Source organism: Gluconacetobacter sacchari, assembly GCF_014174255.1.
Classification (GTDB): domain Bacteria; phylum Pseudomonadota; class Alphaproteobacteria; order Acetobacterales; family Acetobacteraceae; genus Gluconacetobacter; species Gluconacetobacter sacchari.
In genome coordinates, this window is sequence record NZ_JABEQJ010000025.1 from 57075 (window position 1) to 75823 (window position 18749).

Here is an 18749-nt window from a genome sequence, read left to right on the forward strand (position 1 = left end):
CATGGCGCCGCACGAGAGCCGCACGATCAACGCTTGTCCCGGCGCCCCGCCAAACGTCGTACCGACAGAGTGCCGATCATGGACGTTAATCGACATGAGCGACCTTCTCGTCTTTTTCCTCTAAAACATCCATGGATTCCTAGATTATGCCGTTTCTCAACATCCACGTCGTCAAAGGCCGGAGCGAAGAACAGACGACGATTCTTCTCCAGACGATCCATGATGCAATGGTCGATGCTTTCAAGGTACCCGTGCGAGATCGTTATCAAATCTTGAATGAGCACGAATCGCGGCTTCTAATCATGGAAGACACCGGTTTGGGATTCGTTCGTTCGGATAAGCGGGTGCTCATTCATGTGACCACTCGCCCACGGCCCCAAGAGATGAAAGAACGCTTCTATGTGCTTCTGGTCGAAGGTCTTGGACGACACTGCGGGATCAAGCCAGAAGACATCATGGTATCCTGCATCGAAAATAACGATTCCGACTGGAGCTTCGGATTAGGACGAGCACAATTTCTCGTCGGTGATTTATAAAAAGAATTACGGAAGCGCTTCTTTTGAAGAAGCCCAACAAAAAAATAAATATTCTACATAAAATATTAGGGATGGCGGAACATGCCGAAGGGACCGATTCCGAGCCGCCAACTTCGGATCACGTATACACCGTGGATGCAGATAATTCGTGAAATCCTATCCTACCGTATTTCCTTGGAGAGAAAAATTCCTGTAATTTTGCGACCTCAATTATGTGATATTAATTCACGAAAATAGAATAAGCATGAACCATCAGTCTATACTATACAAATATCTTGCAAGTGGCCGTCTATCGCTCGTTTCACTGACGCAGGCCCTGGTCGTTTCCGAGCAGCTCAGCTTTCACAAGGCAGGCGATATACTCGGTATCGCCCAGTCTGCCATCAGCAGCCGGGTCGCTTCGCTTGAGGACGCGATCGGCTTCCCCCTCTTTGAGCGGCAGCAAAGCGTCCGGCTGACGCCGCACGGGAGGATCTTTCTCGAATTCATCTCTGATGCCATCGATCTGCTTGGGAAATCTCTCGAAATCTCCGGCGCTCCGATCGAGATTCATCGCCCGGCAGTGCGTGTTGGTCTTCAATCCGCCGCCGCTGCTGGCCCGTTGGCGGCCATTCTGCGGCGGTTTGACGCCGCCCAGCCGGATATCGGCCTTACCCTCATGGAGACTGACGATAGCGACGTGCTGAAATGCGTGCGACGTCGAAAGCTGGATATTGCCTTCTTACCATGCCGGGCAATGACGGAGCGCCTCTCTCACGACGTTCTGGATGCTCTACCGCTTTGGGACGAGCAGGTGGTCGTGGCTCTGAACCAAGACGATCCCCTCGCGGCCAAATCGCGCCTGCATTGGAAGGATCTTGTCGATCGCGAGTTCCTGGTGCGATCTCATGGTATCGGGCCCCACCTGATGGATCTGGCTTTGCCATTGGTGAGACAGGCCGGCGAGCCCAGGCATATCGAGTACCTGCGCCTTGGACGGGATACGCTGCTGACCGAGGTGGTGCGCAGACGCGCGGTCGCGCTGACCACCGAGGCAACTCTCGGGATCACCCTTCCGGGCCTGACCTTTCGACCAATCGGCGAGATACCAGCCCTGGTTACCTTCTGCGCACTCTGGTCACGGCAAAACATCAACCCCTCTCTGAAGGGCCTGCTGAAAATCATCCGCGAGATGTCGGAAGCATATCGGAACAATAAAGCTGATGGCACCATTTGATCGATCAGTGACCTGCTTAACAATCGGGCTTCCGCTGACGTTCTCGCTGGAAGACGCGATCTTCCAGCATGAAATGCTGAATCATGCGGACGGCCAGATGGGCCTCGTCCACCCGCGCACCACCCGATCCTGATGCCGCTATGATATCGGCATACGCCTTCAAATCCCGAAAGACCTGGGCCGGCAAATCAACAGTTAACTTCACCGGCTTCTCATCGGGCACGCTGGTAATCTTCAAGGTCACCATTGTCATCTCTCCGTCTCATGCCGGGGTCTGAGCGCCAGGTCCCGATTCAGAACCACGGTGAACGGCAGCCCAGGCCGGTCGGTCAGGGTTGGCTGGACGTTCAGGCTGCGGTCGATCAGCCGGTTGCCGACCATGGAAAACCCGTTCGACACCCCGCTACGGATCGCCTGCATCAGATTGTTCTCGCCGAAGGACGTCCCGGCCTCAGAGCCCACGCTGAGCATGGTTGTGACCAAAGCCGCCTTGAACAGTTCGCCCCAGTGCCGGTCGATCTGATCGGACAGCCCGGCATGACCGATGGCATCGGCGCCCGGCAGGTTCTCCAGCACGATCGACTTCCCGTCCGGGAAGATCAGCCGGGTCCAGATCACCAGCGTGCGATCCTGCCCAAAGGCGATCGCACTGCTGTATTGACCGACCAGCGTGCTGCCCTGGGGAATCAGCAGATAGCGCCCGGTCGGGCTGTCATAGACGTTCTGCGTCACATGGCCGGTAAGTTGTCCCGGCAGGCCGGAATTGACCGCCGTATTGAGCGCGCCGGCGATGATCGTGCCCGCCTGGAGGATATAGGGCGAGGCCGGCCCCACGATCCGTTCCAAACTGACCATCCGGTGATCGACCGCATGCGCCAGAAAAGCGCGGTTGCCGGCCTGCGGGTCGGTGTCGCTCGGACGCAACGCATTTCCCGGTCCAGCCTCTGCCCCGACCATCGGAGCGGCAGTGCCACCGCCCCGATCCCCCTGCCCGACCTGGACGAACAGCTTGCTGCCGATCGCAGCAATGATTTCCTGTTGGGCACGGCGCGCGTCGTCATTGCCGATGGCATCGAGCGGGATCGACTTGCCCTGCTGCTGCGCGTTGAGGATCGGCCGACCAAGATCGCCGGGCAGCGCCGGTCCCAGTTTCGGTACGCCGGCATAATCCTTCGGCAAGGCCTCCAGCCCTGCCGCGGCGAGCCGCGACGCATTGTCCTGATTTGCGGATGCCGAGGGTGCATGATGGCTGGCCTGCAGGGCGTAAACCAGCGCGAAGGCCACCGCGATCGCCCCTACCCCGCCCAGCGACCAGACGACGCGGCGGGAAAGCCGCACCACGCGCGGCCGATCGCCACGCAGGCGTAGGTCAGGCGGCGGCACGACCGGCTCCGGTCGTCCGTCGCTCGCCGGCTCGTCGCTCATGACGGCCTCCCTTCGGTGCGAACAATGCGCACCCGCTGCTCGCCGGTCTTGTCGCCCAGCCGCAGTTCGGCGGCGGCAAACAGCCGGTCGACGATCATCCAGTTCTGCCGGACGCGATAGTTGACCAGCGCCGGATTGCCGTCCGGGCCCAGCACGAACAGCGGCGGCAGTTCGCCCTGTCCGATCCCTGACGGAAAGGCGATATAGACCTTGTCCCCGTCGTCGAAGGCGCGGAGCGGCTGCCAGGGTGGCACGCCGCCTTTGACGTCCTGGATCGCGTAGCGAAAATTGAGGTCGTTCAGGTTCAGTCCGGTATCGACCGGCGTTTCGTCGTCCGCCATGCTGTCCTGCCGATGCAAGGCGATCAAATCGTCCTCTGGATAGTCCCACGACACTGACGCCATATACGTTGCCGGCGTGGAGCGCAGTTCGGCGAGATAGGTTCGCCGGTCGGTGTTGACGATCAGATTGGTGACCAGATCCGGCCGCGTCGGCTTGACCAGGATATGGGCCCGCTTCGTCCCCCCTGTCCCGCTCTCGGTATCGCCGATGATCCAGCGCACCGTGTCGCCGGCGGCCACCGGCCCGCTGCCGACCAGCTTCTCGCCGGGCTGGAGCATGATGTCGGTGATCTCGCCGGGCGCGGCATAGACCTGATAGAGCGCGCCAGGAGAATAGGGATACACCTGCACGGCGTTGATGAATCCCGCCCGCGTCGGCTGGATACGGGCGGCCAGATTCGCCTGGGTCACCCGCGCGGCCGGATCGGCTGCCTCGGATGGCAGGGTGTACCGGAAAGACCGGTGCGACGGCAGCGGCTTCAACTGGCCGGGCAGCGGCAGCGGCTGCGGCACCGCGACCACCTGCACCGGCTTCGGCGGATCCGGCAGGCGCGTCGCGCGCACGGCGTCGTCATAGCGGATGGCGGGCGGGTGGTACTGTCCCGCACAGGCCGACAGGGCGAGCAGCATCAGCGGCAGGGCGCGCATGACCGTGCGGATCATTGTCCGAGTTCCTTCGACCAGTTGATGGCGGAGACGTAGATGCCGAGCGGATTGCGGCGCAGCCGGTCGGCGTCATGCGGCGCGGCGATCAGCACCGAGAGGATGGCGGTCCAGCGTTCGGTGCCCGTGTAGGCGCCATCGCGGTAATGCCGCTCGGTCCAGGCGACGCGGAAGCTGCTGGGCGAGGCCCGAATAACCGAGGACACGTCCACCTCGACCTGCTCACGCCCGATGCGGGAAAACGGACCGTTAAGCCGGGCCTCGTCATTCAACGCGGCCGCGCCGGAAGTGGTGGTGAAGTCGTAAGCGCGCAGCCAGTCCTGCCGGACCACCACCGGGTCGGAGGACAGGCCACGTAAGTCTTCGATGAAGCGCGCCAGATACCAGGCGATCTGCGGATCGGTGGGCGTATAGCCGGCCAGGGCCGGGGCCACGATTTGCGCTTCGCCCAATTTATCCACCTGCACCACCCAGGGGACGATGGTGCCCCGCGCAGATTGCCAGACCAGCGCGGACCCGAGTCCGACAGACAGGAGCAGCGAACCAAAGGCCATCAGTCGCCAGCTGCGGGCCTGGACGCGGGCGGAGCCAATGCGCTCGTCCCAGAGTTGCGCTGCCTTCTGATACGGCGTGACGGGCTCGGGCGTGGTCCCGTAGCGTGTTGTGGAGCGACGGAACATCATTCTTTCTCCGACAGATCAATGCTGGAACTTCCGCCACCACCATCGGCAGAGCGGATGACATTCGCGGCTTCGGCGGCATGGGCTGCGGCATTGCGGCGTTTCATTTTCTGTGCCCAGCGGGGCGGCTTGCCGTCGGAAGTCGGGCCCGAGCCGCCGCCATCAGGGCCGCCACCAAGGTTACCGCTACCGGCCGGCCCGGCACCGGGATCACCGCCACCGGACGGTCCTGAAGACCCACCCTCACCCGATGGACTATCGCTTTCTCCGCCACCGCCCATCGCACCGGCGGCCCAGCGTCCGCCGGCCGCGTAGCTTTCCTTCAATGACGACGCCGCCGCGCTGGCCTTGCTCTTCGCCGCGTTCATGGCAGCGCCACCAACAGTCCGGCCCATTCCGCCGATGCCGGCCGCCACACTGCCGGCACCGCCCGCTCCCGCCGCTCCGGCGCTGTAGGCCGTCGTGGCGGCCCCCGCGATCGCGGCCCCGCCCCGTGCGGCAGCAGCGGTGGCGCCAAGGGCGGCAGCGCCCCCGGACGCCAGAGCGGCAGGGGCAGCCACCGCAGCGGCTCCCATAGCACCCACCGCCATTCCAGTCCCGGCCGCGGCTCCCGCGCCAAGCTGGGGTGCTCCGGAAACGAGCCCATTGGCGACGCTGCCGCCGTAGATGGCGAGCCCGATCATCGCAAGGGCTGCGAGCACCGCGGAGAGCGCCTGGCCGATCGTCGGCAGGCTGTCGTCATAGGACGTGGTGAACTGAGAGAACAGCGTGGAGGCGATGGCGCTGATCACGGCGAAGACCATGATCTTCACGCCAGACGACACCACATTGCCCAGCACCTTCTCGGCGAGAAACGCCGTGCGGTTGAATAGCGCGAAGGGGATCAGGATGAACCCCGCAAGGGTGGTGAGCTTGAACTCGACGATCGCCACGAAAAGCTGGACGGCCAGCACGAAGAACGCCGCCATGACGATGAACCAGGAAATCAGGAACACCGCGATCTGGGCGAAGCCGGTAAAGAAATGGATCGGGTCGAGAAACTGGTGCATCGCATCCAGCAGCGGCTGGGCCGCGTCAAACCCGGTGGCCGCCAGCCTTCCGGGATGTACGAAATCACCCAGCGCCAGTTTCCCGCCGCCCACCTTCAGGCCGAGCCCGGCGAAACTGTCGAAGACCTTCTTCGAGAGACTGTCGAAATTGTTGATGATGAAGGCGAAGAAACCGATATAGAGCGTCTTCTTCACCAGCCGCTGGATGATGTCCTCGTCCGCCGCCCAGGCCCAGAACAGCCCGGCGAGCGCGATGTCGAGGACGGAGAGTGATCCGGCGAGCGAGACCACATTGCCCTTCACCAGACCGAAACCGGTATCGATCGTGGTGGTGAAAATATTCAGGAAATTGTCGATGACGCCTGCATTCGTCATGCCCGTTCCCGCCATGACCGTCAGTTCCCGTCATTGAACACAGAGACGGCGCCGGGCACGTAGGCGTCGTGCTGCGCGAAATGTTCGTATTGCGCCTGGCCTTCTGCTTCGGCTGCCGCCTCGCGCGCCTGCTGAAGATCAGCGGCCCGTCCGTTAGCGGACAGGACCGCGATGACATCGGAAAGCTGGCGCGATTGCAGGGCCAGAAGCTGATTGCCTGCTTGCGCGGCCTGAAGCGCGCCGCTCGAACTCTGGCTGGCCGAAACCAATTGCGTCATGGCGCTGCTGTCACTTGGAATGTTGCCCACCACCTGGGCCTGGGTCTTCAGCGCGTCCTCAAACCCGCCGACCGCGTTCCGCCAACGGGTCTGCGCCTGACTGAACAGGGCGCTATCCGACATCCCCGACGAAATCGAGATGTAGGCCTGTTGGTATTGCTGCTCGACCGACTGAACGCTGTAGGCAATGTTCTGCGCCTGCGTGATCAGGGCCGTAGTCTCGGAAATCGTTGATTGCAGCGTCGACAATGTTGAGAGCGGCAAGGAAGCGAGATTCTTCGCCTGATTGACCAGCATCTGTGCCTGGTTGGCCAGCGACGCGATCTGGTTGTCGATCTGCTGCAACGCGCGAGCGGCCTGAAGCACGTTCTGGCCAAAATTGGCACCGTCGAAGACCGCCCATTGCGCACGGGCCGGAATGGCGGAAAGAGATAAAACGCTGACGATGCCGTAAAGGAGCACGAGACGCTTCATGGCATACCTCCGTCGTGGAGAAGGTCTGCCACCCAGGTGACACCGCGCGCCGCGAACCAGGCCGGGAGAAAGCCGTCCCGCCCATGCTCGGCCAGCACCGCGTCGATCAGCCTGTGATCGTCGTTGCCCGACGCCGCGCAGAGCGACAGCGCGACGGGACCGAGCCCCAGTTCGAACAGCCGGTTGCCGCGCTGGGTCTGGCAGTAATAGTCCCGCTTCGCCGCGGCACGGGCGATGATCCCGATCTGGCGATCATTGAGCCCGAAGCTGCGATAGAGGGCCATGATCTGCGGTTCGATCGCGCGTTCGTTGGGCAAGAAGATCCGCGTCGGGCAGCTTTCCACCACCGCCGGGGCGATCCGGCTGTCAGCGATGTCGGACAGGGACTGGGTGGCGAAAACCACCGAGGCGTTCTTCTTGCGCAGGGTCTTGAGCCATTCGCGGAGTTGGCCGGCGAAATCGCCATCGTCCAGCACCAGCCAGCCCTCATCGATGACCAGCAGGGTCGGCCGCCCGTCGAGACGCCCTCCGATGCGGTGGAACAGACAGGACAGCACCGGCGACGCCGCACCGGAGCCGATCAGCCCCTCGGTCTCGAACACGACGATTTCCGCGTCGCCCAGCCGCTCGGCATCAGCGTCCAGCAGCCGGCCGTAGGGGCCGCCGAGGCAATAGGGCGCCAGCGCCTGCTTCAGCGCGTTGGATTGCAGCAGCGCGACCAGCCCCGACAGGGTGCGCTCAGGGGAGGGCGATGACGCGAGCGAGTTCAACGCCGACCAAAGATGGGCTTTGACGTCGGGCGTCAGCGCGACGCCCTCGCCCACGAGAATCTGGCCGAGCCATTCCGTGGCCCATTTGCGCTCGTCCGGGTCATCAATCCGTGCCAGCGGTTGGAGGGAGACGGCAGAATGTCCATCGCCCTCGTCTGTCAGACCGCCGCCAAGATCGTGCCAGTCCCCGCCCATGGCCAGCGTCGCCGCCCGCAGCGAGCCACCGAAATCGAAGGCAAAGACCTGCGATCCCGCATAACGGCGGAATTGCAGCACCATCAGCGCCAGCAGCACGGATTTACCCGCTCCCGTCGGTCCCGCGATCAGCGTGTGGCCAACGTCACCGACATGCAGCGAGAAGCGGAACGGCGTGGCCCCCGCCGTCTTGCCGTAGAATAGCGGCGGCGCGTTGAAATGTCCGTCTCTCTCCGGCCCGGCCCACACGGCGGAGAGCGGGACCATATGCGCCAAATTCAGGGTCGAGACCGGCGGCTGACGCACATTGGCATAGACATGACCGGGTAATGACCCCAGCCAGGCTTCTACCGCGTTCAGGCTTTCCGCCATGCAGGTGAAATCTCGGCCCTGGATGATCTTCTCGACCAGGCGGAGTTTCTCGGCGACAATGCTGGCGCTACCATCCCACACCGTAACGGTCGCGGTGATGTACGCCTGCCCAACGTCGTCGGCACCGAGGGACTGTAGCGCCAGATCGGCGTCGGCCGCCTTATTGGCGGCGTCGTTGTCGACCAGCGCCGACGCCTCGTTGGTCATCACCTCGCGCACGATGGCGGCGATCGACTTCCGCTTGGCGAACCACTGGCGCCGGATCTTCGTCAGCACCTTGGTGGCATCGGTCTTGTCGAGCAGGATCGCCCGCGTCGACCAGCGATAGGGCATCGCCAGCCGGTTCAGGTCATCAAGAACCCCCGGAAAGGTCCGGCTCGGAAACCCGGTGATGGTCAGGGTCTTGAGGTAGGCCGCGCCCAGTTTCGGTTCCAGCCCACCCACCAACGGCTGGTCCACCAGCAGCGCATCCAAATGCATGGGGATTTCCGGCACGCGGACACGCTGGTTCCGGGTCGAAATGGTACTGTGCAGATAGGTCAGCGTCCCGACGTCATCGAGCCAGCCCGCCTCGGGCATGAAGCCTTCCAGCAGCGCCAGTAGCCGGTCGCTGCCGTCGATGAAATTGCGCAGCAGCCCGTGCGGATCGGGGCCGTCGCGCTCCATGCCCTCATAAAGCAGGCGCTCTGCCCGGCCGGAGGTTTCCGCCGGCGGCAACCACACCAGGGTGAGGAAATACCGACTCTCGAAATGCGCGCCCTCATCCTCGAACGCCTCACGCCGTTCCAGATCGACCATCTGGCTGGCGGCATCGGGAAAATCGCTCTCCGGGTACAGCGTGGCCGGGACGCGCTGCGCCTCGACGAACACCGCCCAGCCGGAGCCGAGCCGGCGCAGGGCATTGTTCAGCCGGCCGGTGACACCGACCAGTTCGGCCGGGGTGGCGCTGTCGAGATCTGGACCACGGATATGTGCTGTGCGCTGGAAGCTGCCGTCCTTGTTCAGGACGACACCCAGCGCCACCAACGCCGCCCAAGGCAGGAAATCGGACAGGAAGGCAGCACGATTGCGATATTCGGAAAGAGACATCATCGCCGTGCCCCCTTCACGCCCGCAGCCAGGCGGGGTAGCGGAGATGCCGCCGGCCCACCTCGACGAACAGCGGATCGCGCTTCGCCCCCCACACCGCCAGGCTGTGCCCGACGATCCAGAATGCGGCACCGATCAGCCACAGCCGCAGGCCCAGCGCGATCGCGGCGGCCAGCGTGCCGTTGGCGATCGCCACCGTGCGCGGCGCGCCACCGAGCAGGATCGGCTCGGTCAGCGAACGATGCACCGGGACATGGAATCCCGGCACGGCATCATCGTCATATCCGGCGGCCATCAGATCAGCGCCCCGCCGGCAAAGGAGAAGAAGGACAGGAAGAAGCTCGACGCCGCGAAGGCGATGGACAGGCCGAACACGATCTGGATCAGTTTGCGAAACCCACCGGACGTCTCACCAAAGGCCAGGGTCAGGCCGGTGACGGTGATGATGATCACCGACACGATCTTGGCCACCGGCCCCTGCACCGAGTCCAGGATCTGGGTCAGCGGCTGCTCCCACGGCATGCCAGAGCCCGACGCCCAGGCACTGGAACCGAACACCGCCGTCAGCAGGGCGGCGGACGCGATCGTGGCAACGTGCTGCCGCACACGGGGACTGTACTGGATCATCGGGATTCTCCGTCGGTCTGGATTGGATGGAGGCGATAATCGCCGGTCGCGGGATCGCGCCCGTCGACCGTGACGAGTTCGGACAGGCGGCGCTGTGGTCCTCGGCCGGACAGCACCGCGATCACATCGATGGTCTCGGCGATCAGGGCGCGCGGCACGGTGACAATAATCTCCTGGATCAGCTGCTCCAGCCGGCGCAGCGCGCCCAGCGCCGTGCCGGCGTGCAGGGTGCCGATGCCGCCGGGGTGGCCAGTGCCCCACGCCTTGAGCAGATCGAGCGCCTCAGGGCCGCGCACCTCGCCGATCGGAATCCGGTCGGGCCGCAGGCGCAACGCAGAGCGCACCAGATCGGACAGGGACACCACGCCGTCGCGGGTGCGCAGCGCCATCAGGTTGGGCGCCGCGCATTGCAATTCGCGGGTGTCCTCGATCAGCACTACCCGATCGTCGGTTTTGGCGACCTCAGCGAGCAGGGCGTTGACCAGGGTGGTCTTGCCAGTCGACGTGCCGCCCGCGACCAGGATGTTCTGCCGCTCCGCGACCGCCCGGCGCAGGAACTTCGCCTGGCCATCCGTCATGATCCGGGCCACGACGTAATCATCGAGGGTGAACACCGCGACGGCGGGCTTGCGGATCGCAAAGCTCGGCGCAGCCACAACCGGAGGTAGCAGACCCTCGAACCGCTCACCAGTCGGCAGTTCCGCAGACACGCGCGGCGCGGCGTCATGGACCTCGGCGCCGACATGGTGCGCCACCAGGCGCACGATGCGCTCGGCATCGGCTGGGGTGACATGGTCTCCGGTGTCCGCCATCCCCTCGGACAGACGGTCGATCCACAGCCGCCCGTCCGGGTTCAGCATCACCTCGACCACGGCCGGATCGGCGAGATACCCCGCGATGGCCGGCCCCATCGCCGTGCGCAGCATGGACATGCCGCGCGCTCTGACGCTGGTTTCGATTGCTGTGACCGGCATGCGCGTCCCCGTCCGTTCGGATCGTCCGGCGGTTCCGGACGACGACGGGGATGATTAGAAAGGGGCAGATTTATTGGCCCGCAACAACGAATTCGGTGGATGCGGCGTTCGGGTAGGATATGGACAGCTATTCGGTCGGGTCGCTGTCCGCTGCCCCCTGCCGCGCGGCAATGTCACGCGAGCGCTCGCGCAGGAATCGGTCGCCGGTCGCCAAGCGCCGCTCCAGCGCGGTCAGGAACCCCTCGAACCGCTCCAGCCCCATCGCCCGCGCCGAGGCCCGCGCGCTCTCCGGCAGCGGCGGGGTGCTGGTCAGCCAGAAGCGGATGAACAGGGTCAGGGTCTCCGCCAGGATGGAGAGGTCTTCCTCCAGCCCGGCGATCTGACGCGACATGCGGTCCAGCCGCCGCGACGTCGCGGCTTCTTGCCGTTCGGCGGCATCGTCCGTCAGGAAGGACAGCACCGCAGTCTCGACCAGCGCCGATTTCGAGAGATTCCGCCGCGCGGCGCGCGCTTCCATCTGCTTGAGGATGTCCGGATCGAAATAGATGTTCAGGCGTCGACTGCGCTTCTGCATGACGGCCCCTACAAGCCCAACCCGTCGGCCGGATCCATGCCGGCTCGGCGCGCGATCCCCCTCTGCCTCCGGAGCCATTCCGCCGTCCGGCGCGCCTCTTCGTCCTGGTCGTCGTTAGGGAGATCGAATTCCCAGGCAGGGTCAGGCCGCTCCGGCGCGATATCCTCGTGCTCCGGCAGGTCCGGCTCACGCCGGATGCCGCCGTCGGTGTCGGCGCCCTCGGTCGTTCCCTGTGTGGAAGCGGGTTCCTCGTTTGACGCGCCCACCGGATCGGGTGCCACGCTGACCCCCGCCCAGGCATCGGCGACACAAGTGGCCTCCCCTTCCCCGCGGATGGCGGGATCGGGCGGCGGCAGGATGCGCTCCCGGAAACGCGGATCGTCGTAATAGCGGGCCTTGAGCGCGCGGATCGGCGGGCAGCCGGCGAGCATCACCAGTTCCTCATGGTCGGGAAGCTGCTGCACCTCGCCCGGCGTCAGCAGCGGCCGTGCCGTCTCCTGGCGCGAGACCATGAGGTGTCCCAGCCAGGGCGAGAGGCGATGGCCGGCGTAATTGGTGGCATCCCGCTGCTCGGTCGCCGTGCCGAGCGCATCGGAAACCCGTTTCGCAGTCCGCTCGTCATTGGTCGCGAAGCTGACCCGGACATGGCAGTTGTCGAGGATCGCATTGTTGGGGCCATAGGCCTTCTCGATCTGGTTCAGCGACTGGGCGATCAGGAAGGCCCGGATGCGGTAACCCGCCATGAAGGCCAGCGCGCTCTCGAAGAAATCCAGCCGCCCCAGGGCGGGGAACTCGTCGAGCATCAGCAGCAGGCGCCTGCGCTTCCCCGCCGCGTCGAGATCCTCGGTCAGCCGGCGGCCGATCTGGTTCAGCACCAGCCGGATCAGCGGCTTGGTCCGGCTGATGTCCGAGGGCGGCACGACGAGGTAGAGTGAGGCAGGCCGGTCGCCCTGAACCAGGTCCGCGATCCGCCAGTCGCAGCGGCTTGTGACGTGAGCGACCACGGGGTCGCGATAGAGGCCGAGGAACGACATGGCGGTGGACAGCACGCCGGAGCGCTCATTGTCCGACTTGTTCAGCAGTTCCCGCGCCGCCGAGGCCACGACCGGATGTGGTCCCCTCTTTCCGAGATGGTTCGTGCGCATCATCGCCGCCAGGGTAGCTTCGATCGAGCGCTGCGGTTCGGACAGGACATTGGCCACTCCGGCCAGCGTCTTGTCCGCCTCGGCGTAGAGAACATGCAGGATCGCGCCGACCAGCAGGGAATGGGAAGTCTTCTCCCAATGGTTGCGCCGCTCCAGCGCCCCCTCGGGATCGACTAGGATGTCGGCGATGTTCTGGACGTCGCGCACCTCGTATTCCCCCGGTCGGACCTCCAGCAGCGGGTTGTAGGCGGCGGACGCACGATTGGTCGGATCGAACAGCAGCACGCGCCCGAAGGTGGCGCGGAAACCCGCAGTCAGTTCCCAGTTCTCTCCCTTGATGTCATGGATGATCGCCGAGCCAGGCCAGGTCAGCAGGGTCGGGATCACCAGCCCCACCCCTTTGCCGGATCGGGTCGGCGCGAAGCACAGCACGTGGTCGGGGCCGTCATGGCGCAGGTAGGCGTGGCGATACCGCCCCAGCACCAGTCCGTCGGGGCCGAGCAGCCCGGCCCCCGCGACTTCCTGCCGGCTGGCCCAGCGGGCGGAACCGTAGGTTTCCACCTGCCGCCGTTCCCGCGCCCGCCAGATCGACAGCGCGAACGCGACGATCACCGCCAGGACGACGCCGGCGACGCCGATCCGCGCGCCGCGCACGAACACCGAGGGCGCATAGGCGTCGAATTCGTACCACCACCAGAATAACAGCGGCGGGGCATAGACCGGCCAGCGCTGGTCCAGCAGGAACCAGGGCTGCCCCAGCGCGGGCTGGAAGCCCAGCCGCCAGGCGGTCCATTCCGTCGCCGCCCACCAGAACAGGATGACGATCGTCAGGACCAGGATCACCTGGCCCCAGAGCACGCGGGTGGCGGACATGCTTTCCTCCCTGACAGGACACCTGTCCGTCAGCGAAGGAACAGCGGGGATTTCCGCAAGCGGATTCCGCGCCTGTGCGGCAACCGGCGGCGAAAGGATAGGTAATAGGACAGTGCGCTCAGTGCGCCGTTCGGCCGCCCGGTATGGTCAGCAGTTGGCGGTAACCGACATCGCGCATCCAGCGTGCCCGCGCCATGTGCGAGTCCCAGCAGCGGCGCGCGCCGGGCTCGTCCGCCGTCGCGTCGCGGCCGAGCACGATCCGCGCGACCTCGCGCCAGTCCGCGCCGTCCGCCTCCGCGTCGAGTAGGCGCAGGTAGGTCACGTGATGGAGATGGTCGTAGGCGGTCAGCGCCGGGCCGCCGGGGGCCTCGGCGGCGATCGCGGGATCAGGCCTGTCCTGGGTCGGCGTGATATCCTGCACGAGGGGCACCCCATGATCGACTGGTCGCTCTACGCATCGTGCGGTCAAAGTTCCCGCGGCGCAAGACGAATAGGAATGATCGTTCCTAGAATGATCGTTCCCCTACCCGCACCCATGGGGCATGGACCTCAAGGACGTCATGGCGGCCAATCTGCGGCGCATCCGCCATGACCGCGATCTGACGCAGGAAGAGCTTGCCGAGATGGCCGGTCTCAGCGCCCGCTATATCGGCTCGATCGAGCGCGCGCGTGTTTCGGCCAGCGTCACCATTCTCGGCAGGATCGCCGACGCCCTGGCGGTCGCCCCTGGAGATTTGCTCCGGTAGCGACCTATCGACGACCGGTTCGATCCTGGGCCGCATGCCACACGCGCAGGATCCGCACCGTCTCCGAAGCCTCATCGACTTCGTAGACCAGCACATAGGGCGGGACGGTCACCAGTTCCCGCGTGCCATCCTCACCGACACGAGCCAGCAGCGGGAAATCCGCCAGCGCGTCGGCCGCCTCGATCAGGCGCAGCAACAGCGCTTCGGCGACATAGGGATTACGGACGATCAGGTAGTCGATGATGGCCGTGCGATCGTCGAGCGCGGTCCGGTTCCATTCAACCCGCATGCCGGACGCGGCGTGCCTCCGTCTCGACGGCGGCGATCCGTTCGCGCACGCGTGCGAGATCGGCTTCCAGGATACGGCGCGCCTCCGCCTGCGGAACTGCCGGACGCTTATCCGCCCGGGCCGCCGCGATGGCCTGTCTCAGCAGGTCGCGCTCGCCGTCGTCGCGTTCGCTCATGATGTGGCCTCCCGTATGATGGTCACCTCTGGGTTCTATATAGGGCATCCGGCCTGATTCGTCATCCAAAGTGATATCTGGCACGCGAAGGAAGGATGTTGCCCTATAACAACCGGGCGAGAACAAGACCTAGCAGTACGCCCAGCCCGAGCAGTTTCAAGGTCGTATGCTCCTTGAGCCAATCGGGAAGCGCCAGTCCGGCTGATCCCGACGAACCGGACCCACTGGACGCCATGCTATCCATGCGCCGTTGTTCCGCCTCCCTCTGCTCGCGGAAGCGGGCCGCACGGATCTTCATGATGTAGTCGCCTACATACTGACCTGCCGCGGATGGCGTTATGGCGGCATGATCGACGACGAGTTCCGCCAGCGTCGTGTCCGCGCTATGCCCCAGGCCCAGCACCCGGTGCCCGCGGCAATGCGCCAGTGCCTCCAGCACATCGGGATGATCGAACACGAGAAAATCCGACGCCGCTCCGCCACCTCGCACGACGGCCACGATCGCCGTGCCGGCCTCCCGAATGGCCGAGGCGATCCGCGCCGGATCATTCATGGCCACCGGCACCATGACACGCCGGGCGGCCGACACCCTGTCCTGAAGGGCGGTCAAGAAATCGTCCGCGACACGGGCTTCCGAGGCGGCCGAATGAATCAGGGTGAGTGTCGGATCTGGTTGCTCCGGAAAGGCATGACGATTCCGGGGCAATCGGCGCAGCAGATCCAGAACAGGCCGCTCCTGGCGTCGCCGGTCAACGGACAGGTCACCGTCGAACGCGATCGCCAGCGCATTGACCCGGAGGGAAATTTCTCCGCGGAAAAGATTGGCGCCGATCCGGCCGACCACCCGCACCTGATCGCCGGACTCGATACCACTGCCGTCCATGACCGCCTTGTCGATATCCATCTGGATGGTGGAACCATCCGCGATGTCCTCGATCGGGACCTGATAATAACGGGGCGACTTCGGGGCGCGATCTGAATAGCGGCCGAGGACTCCGACGATGGTGACGGGAAATGCCCAGCCGCAAATCCGAGCGGTGATTTCGTTCAGACCATCCGCGAACAGTCGCTCCACCTGCGCCGGACGAAGAATGGGTGCGTGTTCACCGGACTTCATGTCTGCGGATGCTGGAATCTGCGTATCCATGGCCACCATTATGGCCAGCTTTCTGTTACAGGCCCAGGCCTCTCTGCCTCCCCAACTGCCAGTCCATCGTTCCGGCCCGCATGACGCCGGAAATTTCCTGCCCGATGCGGCGGTTGATCACCGGCTTCCATGGCACCAGCACGAATTCCTGCGCGTTCTCGACCAGCGCATAGGTGCCGCTCGCCAGCCGCACCTTCTCGCGCAATGTGCCACGCATGGTCTCGCCGTCCGCCAGCGCCCGGAACGACGTGCTACGCGCCACCGCAATCTCGCCGCCGACCCGCTCCAACTCCCGCCGCTCCAGGGTGGCGAGCAGTCCCTTGCGGTAGCGGATGTCTCCGTCCGGACCGTGCCAGGCATCGCCGCGTTCGAGCAGCCGCTCCTGCCGCCGCTGTCGCGCCGCGATCACCTCATGCCCGAAGCCGGAATCGACCACGTCCGATGTCCCGCGGGATACCAGCCCGCGATCCAGCCAGGTCGCGCCATCGGCGGTGACCTGGGCGTCGAGATCGAGGTTGGAGAGAACCCGGACGGAAAGCTGGCGCGCGCCGGCCGTATCGTAGGCCACCGCACGATCGAGATAGTCGCCCGGGACTTGCCACACACCATCCTCGATGCGCTCCGCAATGCCGGCGCGGCGCAGGGCTTCTAGGCGGCGCACATGGGAGGCGACATAGGCGTCCGCATCGCCACCCGGAATGCGCGGCATGGCCTGCGCACGGGCGAGATGGACGTCAGCACGATAGACGCCGCCCTGCCCCGCGACCGCCACGATCTCGCGGTCGGCCGGACGCGGGCCGGCAGCCTCCGGGCCGACCGCGACGATGCCGCCGGTGCGCACGCCCTCCAGCGCGGCCGGGTCGATCCCGGTCACATGGTGCGTGCGCCCATCTACGCCGTCGATAACCAGGCCGATCATTTCGCCCAGTTCGTCGGCCAGATGGCGGTCAATCAGGTGCCCCTCCACCGTCACGCGCGACGCCGCGTCATGGAAGACGAACAGGCCAGGATCGGGGGCACGGCCCTGCTCGCGCATCGCCCGGTTCATGGCCCGGATGATGTCGCCGCGCTCACCCAGTTCGCGGAGCGTTTTCTCCGTTTCCGGCGAGAGCGTCCAGACGCCAGGTTCAGCCTGGCCCGCGAGACCCATGTGCTCCAGTTTCGCGAGCCGCCGCAGACGCAGGACATGATCGCCGCCCTGGTCGCCGCGCATATCGATTGGTCCCTCATCCGCCAGCGCCAGCAATTGCCGGTCGATCTGGGTGAAGCGATCCTGCCCGACCATATTTTCCAGCTTCCGGCGCTGTTCCAGAGCGGTCTCAGGACCGAGTTCCAGCGTCACTAGCTCGGTCGCCCGCTCGCGCAGCCCGTGGGTAATGTAGTCACCGTTGATGACCAGATCCTCGCCCTGATCATCACGACCGTTGATGACGATATGAGCGTGGGGACGCCCGGTGTTGAAATGGTTCACGGCGACCCAATCCAGCTTCGTACCGAGATCGGTTTCCATCTGCTCCATCAGATCGCGAGTGAACGCGGTCAGGTCCTGCATCTGATCGGCGTCTTCCGGAGAGACGATAAAGCGGAACTGATGCCGATCTTCCCGCCCCCGATCGAGGAAGGCGTCACCGTCGGCACGATCGCTCTCCGGACCGTAAAGCTGCCCGCGCTCGCCGTCGCGGGACGTGCCGTCACGCTGGATGTACCTCAGATGCGCACGCGCCCGTCCATCACGACCTGGTGCCCGGATCATGCGCGACTTCACGATGACGCGTCGGCTGCCGGCGCGCTGATGCACCCACCCAGCGACCTGACGCCCCCGAACGAAGGCCGCGCCACGGCCTTGCCGGACGCCGCGACAGCCCTGGCGGCGCGGCGCGCCCTGCCCCGGCCTGCCCGGCTTTTGCGACGGAGAGCCGCCCGCTGCATGGTAGGATCGTGCGGCTCCGGAGCGACGGAGCGAAGCCCGCATCTGCGAGAGGAAACTTCGGGCCTTGCCGCCGCCCTTGGCGCGGATCTTGCCGGGCCGGACCCGGAACCGGGTTTCGTCGTCAGACGGCATGATCGCCCCCGCCATTTACCGCCGATTGCCGCACAGTGCCGTGACAACACCCGCTCTTCCCCCGTCTCGGAGAAAAGTGCGGCACTGTGGCCAAAAATTCCATGGTGCTGCGCGCCCACCCCATAACCATATGTGCAGACCCGATAAAGCGCTTGCGCGACCCCGGCATGGTGCCGTGGCCTTTAATCTTGCCGTTGCCCCACTCAATTCTCCCCTGTCCTGTTCTCATGGTTTCATGGCTCCTGTCCGCACGTCGCCATCCTGCTCCGGCGCGCCGCGGGAGACGAAGAAATCGGGGCTCTGGAAACCATCACGGGCCGGGAAAAATTCGGCCGGAAAGGGATGAGGAGATACGGCATTTTTCGACACGGAAACCGCGACCGGTATGAACGATTCTGAGGTCGCTTTCGCACCGACAAAGAGCGATCCCGCCCGCCAATCCACGACGATTTTCGCGGCCAATCCCGAAGGAAAAGACGCTGGGTTTTCGATCAGGGTCCGAACGTGCGCGACATAGGAAACCGTCTCGCCGGGCAACGGACGACCAGTCGCCAGATGTTCGTCATAGCGGGCGGGACCGGCATTGTAGGCGGCGAGGAAACCCGCATCGCCATAGCGGTCGTGCAGCCATCGCAGATAGGCTGTCCCGGCCACGATATTATCATGCGGATCGA

General features: G+C 64.9%; 21 protein-coding genes. 3 read left to right on the forward strand and 18 right to left on the reverse strand.

The window, feature by feature from the left end; translation table 11 throughout:
* Nucleotides 1-146 precede the first annotated feature (146 nt).
* Both HLH48_RS16780 and HLH48_RS16785 read left to right on the forward strand, forming a co-directional pair.
* Nucleotides 147-536 carry a tautomerase family protein gene (locus HLH48_RS16780; RefSeq protein WP_182998630.1) on the forward strand — a complete coding sequence of 130 codons (390 nt, stop codon included), beginning with the start codon at nucleotides 147-149 and terminating at the stop codon, nucleotides 534-536.
* A 244-nt stretch (nucleotides 537-780) separates the two neighbouring features.
* Nucleotides 781-1752 (forward strand): LysR family transcriptional regulator, encoded by a 972-nt coding sequence (locus HLH48_RS16785; protein WP_182998631.1) that lies wholly within the window; start codon nucleotides 781-783, stop codon nucleotides 1750-1752.
* 16 nt (nucleotides 1753-1768) lie between these two features.
* Here the strand turns inward: HLH48_RS16785 and HLH48_RS16790 are convergent, their stop codons facing one another.
* The 13 genes from HLH48_RS16790 to HLH48_RS16850 all read right to left on the reverse strand — a co-directional run bounded on the left by HLH48_RS16790 (nucleotide 1769) and on the right by HLH48_RS16850 (nucleotide 14068).
* Nucleotides 1769-1999, reverse strand: coding sequence for a DUF2274 domain-containing protein (locus tag HLH48_RS16790; RefSeq protein WP_182998632.1), 231 nt, complete (start codon nucleotides 1997-1999; stop codon nucleotides 1769-1771).
* A 2-nt stretch (nucleotides 2000-2001) separates the two neighbouring features.
* Complete coding sequence (locus HLH48_RS16795) at nucleotides 2002-3177, reverse strand: TrbI/VirB10 family protein (RefSeq protein ID WP_182998633.1); 1176 nt, start codon at nucleotides 3175-3177, stop codon at nucleotides 2002-2004.
* Nucleotides 3174-4181 carry a P-type conjugative transfer protein TrbG gene (gene trbG / locus HLH48_RS16800; protein ID WP_182998634.1) on the reverse strand — a complete coding sequence of 336 codons (1008 nt, stop codon included), beginning with the start codon at nucleotides 4179-4181 and terminating at the stop codon, nucleotides 3174-3176. The genes HLH48_RS16795 and trbG overlap by 4 nt, the downstream gene beginning before the upstream one ends.
* Entirely contained in the window at nucleotides 4178-4861 is a 684-nt protein-coding gene (gene trbF / locus HLH48_RS16805; protein ID WP_182998658.1) for a conjugal transfer protein TrbF, read from the reverse strand. Before trbF ends, trbG begins: the two co-directional genes overlap by 4 nt.
* Nucleotides 4861-6285 (reverse strand): P-type conjugative transfer protein TrbL, encoded by a 1425-nt coding sequence (gene trbL / locus HLH48_RS16810; protein WP_182998635.1) that lies wholly within the window; start codon nucleotides 6283-6285, stop codon nucleotides 4861-4863. Before trbL ends, trbF begins: the two co-directional genes overlap by 1 nt.
* A 20-nt stretch (nucleotides 6286-6305) precedes the next feature.
* Entirely contained in the window at nucleotides 6306-7037 is a 732-nt protein-coding gene (gene trbJ, locus HLH48_RS16815) for a P-type conjugative transfer protein TrbJ (RefSeq protein ID WP_182998636.1), read from the reverse strand.
* A complete protein-coding gene (gene trbE / locus HLH48_RS16820) occupies nucleotides 7034-9466 on the reverse strand; it encodes a conjugal transfer protein TrbE (RefSeq protein ID WP_182998637.1) in 2433 nt (810 codons plus the stop codon). Before trbE ends, trbJ begins: the two co-directional genes overlap by 4 nt.
* A 13-nt stretch (nucleotides 9467-9479) precedes the next feature.
* Complete coding sequence (locus HLH48_RS16825) at nucleotides 9480-9758, reverse strand: VirB3 family type IV secretion system protein (RefSeq protein ID WP_182998638.1); 279 nt, start codon at nucleotides 9756-9758, stop codon at nucleotides 9480-9482.
* On the reverse strand, nucleotides 9758-10090 hold the full coding sequence (locus tag HLH48_RS16830) for a TrbC/VirB2 family protein (RefSeq protein ID WP_182998639.1): 333 nt from the start codon (nucleotides 10088-10090) through the stop codon (nucleotides 9758-9760). The genes HLH48_RS16825 and HLH48_RS16830 overlap by 1 nt, the downstream gene beginning before the upstream one ends.
* Nucleotides 10087-11064 (reverse strand): P-type conjugative transfer ATPase TrbB, encoded by a 978-nt coding sequence (gene trbB, locus HLH48_RS16835; protein WP_182998640.1) that lies wholly within the window; start codon nucleotides 11062-11064, stop codon nucleotides 10087-10089. Before trbB ends, HLH48_RS16830 begins: the two co-directional genes overlap by 4 nt.
* 127 nt (nucleotides 11065-11191) lie before the next feature.
* Entirely contained in the window at nucleotides 11192-11638 is a 447-nt protein-coding gene (locus tag HLH48_RS16840) for a ribbon-helix-helix domain-containing protein (protein ID WP_182998641.1), read from the reverse strand.
* Nucleotides 11639-11646: 8 nt separating this feature from the next.
* A complete protein-coding gene (locus HLH48_RS16845) occupies nucleotides 11647-13656 on the reverse strand; it encodes a conjugal transfer protein TraG (protein WP_182998642.1) in 2010 nt (669 codons plus the stop codon).
* Between the two features lie 118 nt (nucleotides 13657-13774).
* Nucleotides 13775-14068: a DNA -binding domain-containing protein gene (locus HLH48_RS16850; protein ID WP_182998659.1), complete on the reverse strand. Its 294-nt coding sequence runs from the start codon at nucleotides 14066-14068 to the stop codon at nucleotides 13775-13777.
* A gap of 130 nt (nucleotides 14069-14198) precedes the next feature.
* Between HLH48_RS16850 and HLH48_RS16855 the strand changes: the two genes are divergently transcribed.
* Nucleotides 14199-14402, forward strand: a complete 204-nt coding sequence (locus tag HLH48_RS16855) for a helix-turn-helix domain-containing protein (protein WP_182998643.1) — start codon at nucleotides 14199-14201, stop codon at nucleotides 14400-14402.
* Nucleotides 14403-14406: 4 nt separating this feature from the next.
* On the opposite strand, the gene HLH48_RS16860 is transcribed toward HLH48_RS16855, so the two are convergent.
* The 5 genes from HLH48_RS16860 to HLH48_RS16880 all read right to left on the reverse strand — a co-directional run.
* A complete protein-coding gene (locus HLH48_RS16860) occupies nucleotides 14407-14691 on the reverse strand; it encodes a type II toxin-antitoxin system RelE/ParE family toxin (protein WP_182998644.1) in 285 nt (94 codons plus the stop codon).
* A complete protein-coding gene (locus tag HLH48_RS16865; RefSeq protein ID WP_182998645.1) occupies nucleotides 14681-14866 on the reverse strand; it encodes a hypothetical protein in 186 nt (61 codons plus the stop codon). Before HLH48_RS16865 ends, HLH48_RS16860 begins: the two co-directional genes overlap by 11 nt.
* A gap of 103 nt (nucleotides 14867-14969) precedes the next feature.
* On the reverse strand, nucleotides 14970-16013 hold the full coding sequence (locus HLH48_RS16870) for an exodeoxyribonuclease VII large subunit (protein WP_182998646.1): 1044 nt from the start codon (nucleotides 16011-16013) through the stop codon (nucleotides 14970-14972).
* A 25-nt stretch (nucleotides 16014-16038) separates the two neighbouring features.
* Nucleotides 16039-18075 carry a DUF3363 domain-containing protein gene (locus tag HLH48_RS16875; RefSeq protein ID WP_182998647.1) on the reverse strand — a complete coding sequence of 679 codons (2037 nt, stop codon included), beginning with the start codon at nucleotides 18073-18075 and terminating at the stop codon, nucleotides 16039-16041.
* 225 nt (nucleotides 18076-18300) lie between these two features.
* Nucleotides 18301-18749 (reverse strand): lytic transglycosylase domain-containing protein (locus tag HLH48_RS16880; RefSeq protein ID WP_182998648.1); only part of this gene is annotated, 449 nt, incomplete at its 5' end.

Excerpts from the sequence above, each read along its gene's own strand:
- HLH48_RS16780 (WP_182998630.1), top strand. The coding sequence starts at position 147 with ATGCCGTTTCTCAACATCCACGTCGTCAAAGGCCGGAGCGAAGAACAG.
- HLH48_RS16785 (WP_182998631.1), top strand. The coding sequence starts at position 781 with ATGAACCATCAGTCTATACTATACAAATATCTTGCAAGTGGCCGTCTA.
- HLH48_RS16790 (WP_182998632.1), bottom strand. The coding sequence starts at position 1,999 with ATGGTGACCTTGAAGATTACCAGCGTGCCCGATGAGAAGCCGGTGAAG.
- HLH48_RS16795 (WP_182998633.1), bottom strand. The coding sequence starts at position 3,177 with ATGAGCGACGAGCCGGCGAGCGACGGACGACCGGAGCCGGTCGTGCCG.
- trbG (WP_182998634.1), bottom strand. The coding sequence starts at position 4,181 with ATGATCCGCACGGTCATGCGCGCCCTGCCGCTGATGCTGCTCGCCCTG.
- trbF (WP_182998658.1), bottom strand. The coding sequence starts at position 4,861 with ATGTTCCGTCGCTCCACAACACGCTACGGGACCACGCCCGAGCCCGTC.
- trbL (WP_182998635.1), bottom strand. The coding sequence starts at position 6,285 with ATGACGAATGCAGGCGTCATCGACAATTTCCTGAATATTTTCACCACC.
- trbJ (WP_182998636.1), bottom strand. The coding sequence starts at position 7,037 with ATGAAGCGTCTCGTGCTCCTTTACGGCATCGTCAGCGTTTTATCTCTT.
- trbE (WP_182998637.1), bottom strand. The coding sequence starts at position 9,466 with ATGATGTCTCTTTCCGAATATCGCAATCGTGCTGCCTTCCTGTCCGAT.
- HLH48_RS16825 (WP_182998638.1), bottom strand. The coding sequence starts at position 9,758 with ATGGCCGCCGGATATGACGATGATGCCGTGCCGGGATTCCATGTCCCG.
- HLH48_RS16830 (WP_182998639.1), bottom strand. The coding sequence starts at position 10,090 with ATGATCCAGTACAGTCCCCGTGTGCGGCAGCACGTTGCCACGATCGCG.
- trbB (WP_182998640.1), bottom strand. The coding sequence starts at position 11,064 with ATGCCGGTCACAGCAATCGAAACCAGCGTCAGAGCGCGCGGCATGTCC.
- HLH48_RS16840 (WP_182998641.1), bottom strand. The coding sequence starts at position 11,638 with ATGCAGAAGCGCAGTCGACGCCTGAACATCTATTTCGATCCGGACATC.
- HLH48_RS16845 (WP_182998642.1), bottom strand. The coding sequence starts at position 13,656 with ATGTCCGCCACCCGCGTGCTCTGGGGCCAGGTGATCCTGGTCCTGACG.
- HLH48_RS16855 (WP_182998643.1), top strand. The coding sequence starts at position 14,199 with ATGGACCTCAAGGACGTCATGGCGGCCAATCTGCGGCGCATCCGCCAT.
- HLH48_RS16860 (WP_182998644.1), bottom strand. The coding sequence starts at position 14,691 with ATGCGGGTTGAATGGAACCGGACCGCGCTCGACGATCGCACGGCCATC.
- HLH48_RS16865 (WP_182998645.1), bottom strand. The coding sequence starts at position 14,866 with ATGAGCGAACGCGACGACGGCGAGCGCGACCTGCTGAGACAGGCCATC.
- HLH48_RS16870 (WP_182998646.1), bottom strand. The coding sequence starts at position 16,013 with ATGGATACGCAGATTCCAGCATCCGCAGACATGAAGTCCGGTGAACAC.
- HLH48_RS16875 (WP_182998647.1), bottom strand. The coding sequence starts at position 18,075 with ATGCCGTCTGACGACGAAACCCGGTTCCGGGTCCGGCCCGGCAAGATC.